6 protein-coding genes are annotated in these 6,480 nt (G+C 66.4%); 3 read left to right on the top strand and 3 right to left on the bottom strand.

The window, feature by feature from the left end; all coding sequences use genetic code 11:
* Positions 1–15 precede the first annotated feature (15 nt).
* Together AAG801_RS39395 and AAG801_RS39400 are read left to right on the top strand one after the other, a co-directional pair.
* A complete protein-coding gene (locus AAG801_RS39395; RefSeq protein WP_341893320.1) occupies positions 16–744 on the top strand; it encodes a response regulator transcription factor in 729 nt (242 codons plus the stop codon).
* Complete coding sequence (locus AAG801_RS39400; protein WP_341893321.1) at positions 737–2,851, top strand: PAS domain S-box protein; 2,115 nt, start codon at positions 737–739, stop codon at positions 2,849–2,851. The genes AAG801_RS39395 and AAG801_RS39400 overlap by 8 nt, the downstream gene beginning before the upstream one ends.
* 22 nt (positions 2,852–2,873) lie before the next feature.
* Here AAG801_RS39400 and AAG801_RS39405 read toward each other — a convergent pair whose 3' ends face one another.
* Positions 2,874–3,632 (bottom strand): Crp/Fnr family transcriptional regulator, encoded by a 759-nt coding sequence (locus AAG801_RS39405; protein ID WP_341893322.1) that lies wholly within the window; start codon positions 3,630–3,632, stop codon positions 2,874–2,876.
* 211 nt (positions 3,633–3,843) lie between these two features.
* On the opposite strand from AAG801_RS39405, the gene AAG801_RS39410 reads away from it, so the two are divergent.
* Positions 3,844–4,341 (top strand): ornithine carbamoyltransferase, encoded by a 498-nt coding sequence (locus tag AAG801_RS39410; RefSeq protein WP_341893323.1) that lies wholly within the window; start codon positions 3,844–3,846, stop codon positions 4,339–4,341.
* Positions 4,342–4,388: 47 nt separating this feature from the next.
* Here the strand turns inward: AAG801_RS39410 and AAG801_RS39415 are convergent, their stop codons facing one another.
* Positions 4,389–5,882: a hypothetical protein gene (locus AAG801_RS39415; protein WP_341893324.1), complete on the bottom strand. Its 1,494-nt coding sequence runs from the start codon at positions 5,880–5,882 to the stop codon at positions 4,389–4,391.
* 297 nt (positions 5,883–6,179) lie between these two features.
* Positions 6,180–6,480: sulfite exporter TauE/SafE family protein (locus AAG801_RS39420; protein ID WP_341893325.1), on the bottom strand; the 301-nt coding region annotated here is incomplete at its 5' end.

Raw genomic sequence — 6,480 nt, forward strand, 5'->3', positions numbered from 1 at the left:
TCTCCCAGCCCCCGCATGACTTCTGCCCCCCACATCGCGGTGCTCGACGACGAGGTCGACATCACGCTGCTGCTGGCCAACTACCTCCAGAGCCACGGCTTTCGCGTCACCCAGATCCATGACGGCGCGGCGCTGCGGGCGCTCATGGCCGCCGACCCCGCCGACCTCGTGCTGCTCGACCTCGGCCTGCCCGGCGAAGACGGCTTTTCCATTGCCCGCCACATGCGCGAAAACTGGCGCTGCGGCCTCGTGATCGTCACCGGCCGCGGCGACCCGGTCGACAAGGTGGTGGGCCTCGAGGTGGGCGCCGACGACTACGTGACCAAGCCCTTCGACCTGCGCGAGCTGGTCGCACGCGTCAAGGCCGTGCTGCGCCGCCTGACACCCGACGCATCGGTGGCGACGGCCGCCGCGCCCACGCCGCCCGAGCGCCTGCGCTTCGCGGGCTGGCGACTGGACACCGCCGCGCGCAGCCTCAGCAACGCGCAGGGAGAGGCCGTGCCGCTGACCACCGGCGAGTTCGATCTGCTGTGCGCCTTCGCGCGGAACCCGGGCCGCGTGCTCTCGCGCGACTTCCTGCTCGAGCAGACGCGCGGTCGCGAGGCTGCGCCCTTCGACCGCACGATCGACGTGCAGGTCGGCCGGCTGCGCAAGAAGATCGAGGCCAACGCCGACGATCCGCAGCTCATCAAGTCGGTGCGCGGCGCAGGCTACATCCTCGTGCCGCCCGTCACGCATGGCTGACGGCACAACACCACCCTCCATCCCCGGCCTGCCCTCGGGCGTCGAGGAAGGCAGCGTGTTCCGCTCGCTGTTTGCGGCGTATCCCGATTCGCTGCTGGTGGTCGACCAGTCGGGCTGCATCGTGCTGGCCAACCCTTCGGCCGCCGCCATGCTCGGCTACGCGGCCGACGAGCTCCTGGGCCTGAGCGTCGAAGCGCTGGTGCCCGACAGCATCCGCCCGCGCCACGCCGCATTCCGCGAGGCTTATGGCCGCGCGCCGCGCCCGCGCCCGATGGGCACCGACATGGAACTCGTTGCCAAGCGCAAGGACGGCACCGAGGTGATGGTCGAGATCGCGCTGAGCCCGCTGCAGAACCAGGGCCTGCCGTTCGTGGTGGCTGCGATCCGCGACATCGGCGCCTACCCGCGCGTGAAGCAGGCGCTGCAACGCGCGCGCTACAGCGAGCACCTGGCGCAACTGGGCCGCCTGGCCGTCGATACGCGCGACCTGCAGGTGGTGCTGGCGCAGGTGCCCGACATCGTCGCGACCGCGCTGCAGGTCGAGGTCGCGATGGTGTGGCTGCTCGACGGCAGCCAGCGCGAATTCCGCCTCGCGAGCGGCGTGGGCCTGCTCGCCGACGAAAGCGTCGGCCTGCGCATCGCCAACCGGCCCGATACGCAACCCGGCTACGTGCTCTCGCAGGGCTGCCCCGTCGTGGTCACCGACTACCGCGAGGAGCGCCGCTTCGCCGTGCCGCCCGCGTACCTCGAGGCCGGGCTGGTCAGCGCGCTGGCCGTGCCGCTGTCCGACCGGGGCCGCGTGACCGGCATGCTGTCGGTGCGCGCCACGGCCGCGCGGCGTTTCGGCGACGAAGAAATCCGCTTTCTCGAATCGGTGGCCAGCCTGCTGGCCACCAGCCTGCAGCGCGTGCAGACCGAAGAGGCGCTGAACCACGCGCAGCGCCTGGAGAGCGTGGGCCAGCTCACCGGCGGCATCGCGCACGACTTCAACAACCTGCTGACCATCATCCAGGGCAACCTGCAGGTGCTCGAAGAGCTGCCGCAGCTCGCGGCCGACGGCTACGCGCAGCAGCTCGTGGCCGCCGCCGCGCGCGCCAGCCGGCGCGGCGCCGAACTCACGGGCAAGCTGCTGGCCTTCTCTCGGCGCCAGATGCTGCAGCCCGACGCGGTCGACGTGCGGCAGATGCTGCACTCGCTCACCGACATGCTGCGCCGCACGCTCGACCAGCGCATCCAGATCGAGATCGACGCCGCCGACCCTTGCCCCGCCGTGCGCGCCGACCCGGGCCAGCTCGAATCGGCGCTGCTGAACATCGCCATCAACGCGCGCGACGCCATGCCCGAGGGCGGGCGGCTGCACTTCCGCGCCGAAGCCTGCGACGCCCTGCCCGCCACCGTGCGTCAGGAACTCAGCGACGCCGATGCCGGCCGCCGTTTTGTCGCGCTCTCCATCGCCGACAGCGGCACCGGCATGACCGAGGCGGTCATGGAGCACATCTTCGAGCCCTTCTTCACCACCAAGGAAGCCGGGCGCGGCACCGGTCTGGGCCTGAGCACGGTGTACGGCTTCGTGAAGCAATCGCGCGGCGCCATCGCCATCGACAGCAAGGTCAACGCCGGCACCACCGTCACGCTCTACCTGCCGCAGGTCGAGGCCGACGCGGCGAGTGCTGCGACGCCTGTCGACGAAGACCTCACTGAAGTGGAAGCCGAAGCCACGCTGGCACCCGGCCTGCGCGTGATGCTCGTCGAAGACGACGCCGAGGTGCGCCAGGTCGTCCACACCTTCCTCACCACGCTGGGCTGCGAGGTCGCGACTGCTGCCAACGCCGAGCAGGCCTTGCCCGCCATGGCGGCCGAGGCCACGCCCTTCGACCTGCTGCTGAGCGACATCGCGCTCGGCCCCGGCATGCGCGGCACGCGGCTGGCCGCCGAAGCGGTGCAACGCCAGCCGCGGCTTGCGGTGCTGCTGATGTCGGGGTTCTCGGCAGAGCTGCTCGACGCCGACCGCGAAGCGCCCCCGGGCTGGGAGCTGCTGCGCAAGCCCTATTCGCGCAGCGAACTCGCGCGCGCGATGGCGCGGGCGCTGCTGGCCGCACGCGAGTGAGCGAAGTGAGCGACGTCTCTTCTTACTGAAGCATCGCGGGTACCGGCGCCAGGCAGCGCTGCACGAAGGCCGACAGCGCGCCCACGTCGGGAATCTGCACCTCGCGCCGGCCCTTGGTGGCAAAGCCGATGACCTTGTCGCGTGCCAGGCGTGAGAGTGCGCGGCTCACGCTTTCGAGCGTCATGCCCAGGTAGTTGCCGATCTCGGCGCGCGTCATGCGCAGCGTGATCTCGTCGGTGCGCATGCCGCGGTCGGCCAGCGACTCGGCCCAGTAGCGCAGGAAATCGGCCACGCGCGCGTCGGCCGGCAGCGTGCACACCGACATCAGCGAATCGCGGTCGTGCGCGATCTCGCGGCTCATGGCGGCGTGCAGCATCTGCAGCAGCGCGGGGTGCGCGGTGCAGGCCGTCAGCAGCGATTCGTAGGGCACGACCCAAACCTCGCCCGTGTCCATCGCCACGGCGTCGCACACGTAGCGCTGGCCGGCGATGCCATCGAAGCCCAACCAGTCGCCGCGGAACTTGAGGCCCACCACCTGCTCGCGGCCGTCGGCCGAGAGATTCACAATCTTGAAGAAGCCCGAGTTCAGGATGTAGAGATTGGCGAAGCGTTCACCGGCCTGGTAGATCACGTCGCCCGTGTGCACCATGCGGCGCTGCGGCTGCAGCTGCTCGGCCAGCACGCGCAGGCGCTCGGCCGTGCGCCGGCCCGCGTCCTCCTTCTGCACCGTCGGAAGGGGCCGAAGCGGCAGGAGGGGATTGGGGCGGGCACTCGTGAGCATGGGGATTCCTCGGCGTTCTGTCTTGTGTAGCTTTTTTCGCCTGCGATCAGGCGATGTCTCGATGCTAGGAAGCGCGAGGCCCCGCAGTGACAACGGCCCGCATCGGTGCGTAACGTCGGGTGAATGCTCTGTGTCCGGCGTGTAACAGCGGCGCCGGCCTTGATGTGCGTCAAGGCGGGAAACACAAGGCTGGCTAGCCTCCGCGAGACACATGTCGAACCTTGCCATGCACTCCTTCGCCGCTGCGCTGTCGCCCCAGAAAGAAGCCAGCCTGCTCGGCCGTGCGCGCCTGCTCCAGCGCGCCGCGCTCGACGGCACCGCGCCGCCGCGGCTGCTGCGCGGCAAGAACCTCGGCCTGCTCAGCGAGGCCGGCGACAGCGCCGCGCTGGCCCTGCTGCGCCAGGCCGCCGAGGAACTGGGCGCGCAGGTCGCGACGATGCGCTCCAGCCTCTCGCCCGCCACGCCGGTGCAGGAGCTGCAGCACACGGCGCGCATGCTCGGACGGCTGTACGACGCCGTGGCCTGCGAGGGCATCGACGCCGCGCTGGTGCGGCAGATCGGCCAGCACGCGGGCATTCCGGTGCACGACGGTGCGGCGGCCGACAGCCATCCCACGGCCGCGCTCGCGGGGCTGCTGGGCGAGCGCACCGCGGCGGCGGACAACCGGCGGTTCGTGCTGCAGGCGTTGCTGATCGAGAGCATCGGCTGATGATCCGAACGCTACACACCTAGTTCAGCGTTAATTGCACGCCAAGATCAACGCTCAGTGGCCCCGTCGTCGCTGAGAACTTTCTTGAGCCGATTTTCCGAGTTTTGAATAGCTTGAGAAATCAATGCCGGTTGATGCCCGTGACGTCTGTTCCCACGCAGATGATCCGAAAAGTACATCTTCGCGGTGCTCGGATCGCTGTTGTCCGCTGCGGCCTTCCGCAACAGGGATGAAAGTGAAGTACCGTCGGCATGCACGCCTCCCATGAGGTCTTCAAATTCTTCGATTGAAAGTATGAAGATGTTCTGCAACGGCAATAAGTGTTCTGCCTGCTCATTTGGAAAGGCGAGTTTTCCAGAGGGATAGAGCTTGGCAAGCATGTCACCGTAGCCGAGATGTAGTTGACGGCTGGTGACCACCAACAAGTAGTTCTCCGTTTGCTGACCGCCGTGATAGGGATTGACAGGCGACGAGAGAGCGCCACTGACCTTCCAGCCTTGAAACACAGCGTCGCGTACGCGCGCGGTCTTGCGAAACACTGTTTCAGGGTCATCCGTCACGATCACGGACTCCGTGAAGAGCGCCATCTTGGCCTCGACCATAATGTTGCAACCATCCTCTCGGATGAGCGCCTCTACCTTCGCCGCATTGGCTCCTAGCGCACGTTCGTAGTCAGCCTCGGTAACGGCATCCGGAATCGTCTCCAAGACAAGCTCAATTACATAGCTCTCGAAAATCCGGCTGAACGGTTGGGTGTACCTCTCGCCATAGTCAGAAAGACGAAGGTGAACTGCATCCTCAAGTCCTCGAGCGAGTACCAGTGGATGCCAGCATGTGACCTCACTGGGTGACAGGCGGATGAATGGGAAACGTCTTAGGTAGGGAAATTCAGCTAGCTCTGCGCGTCCGCGGACCTCTTGGGCGGTCGGCTTTTGAAGTTCATCGCGCAGCGCGGAGAGATCTCTCACGAACAGATTCATGAACTGCCCCACGGCATTCCCGTACGAAGGGAGAAGTGGGTCGAAGAATCGATCTGAAATATTCCTACGTCCTTCCATCGTGCTGGCAAACAACGCCATCGATAGATCCATATAGGTATCAGGGGTGACTCCCAGTGTCTCCCGAAAGCGCTGCCATAGCGCGTCATTGGGCGGACGTCGCGCAATGAGAGCAGCCCATCGCAAGAAGCCCCATCCCGCCGCGCGCTGAAACTCTACCTGCTGCTGCAAGAGCTTGCGCAGCATTGCTGTTGCGTTACCTCCCGACCTCACTCCGTCTAGTGCTGTTGGCAAGTCCCAGACCTGTTGACGGAGATTGTCGAAAACAGCAATAGATATCCGCTCCCCTAGATTGATATGCGCCATCCGATCTTGCAATGCCCACTTCACGAGAAGAAGTGCAATCCAAGGAGCAGCCCTCAGGTTTTCCAGACGGGATCCACGATCCGTCCAGAGCTCATGCAACGCCACATCAACAACAGATCGCGCTGAGTACTTGCGAAGTTGATTTCGGATCCTTCGCACCGCCTGCTCAACGGACACGGGGAGCTCGGAGCGAGCCTGGAATATCAACTGCGCGGCTACGGAAGATCGTTCGTTTGACTTTGACATGAGAGCGAATTTCTGAGTTGGCACGAATTCCTCCAACAGCACCTATTGGGCCTCAGCAATTCGACCCAAGGACGTCTAGCAAACCCGAGGTGAGTCACGCTGCCGCTGCGCAAGAATCGGTGTGCCACACAACACATCCGCCGGACTTGAGCAACCGTGGTGGAGATCACTCCGCAAGGACGTGCCGAACATCACAACACTGGGATGACTTTCAGGAGTCTGTCTGCCTCAGCCGCACCAGTCCGCAATGCGATGGCTCAGGTCCATCCACAGCGCCTGCACTGCCACCGCCGCCAGCAGCACACCCGCCAGCCGCGCCCCCCAGGCCTGGCGCGCCCCGCTGTCGCCCCACCCGCGCAGGCGCTGCCACAGCCACGGCGCGGCGAGCAGCGACACGCTGCTGCCGAGCGCGAACAGCGCCATCGTTGATGCGCCCTGCCACGGCCCGTTGCCCAGCGCGGCCAGCATCAGCGCTGAGTAGAGCAGGCCGCAGGGCATCGCGACCCACAGCGTGCCCGTGGCGAGCACG

The organism is Variovorax sp. YR752 (assembly GCF_943372545.1).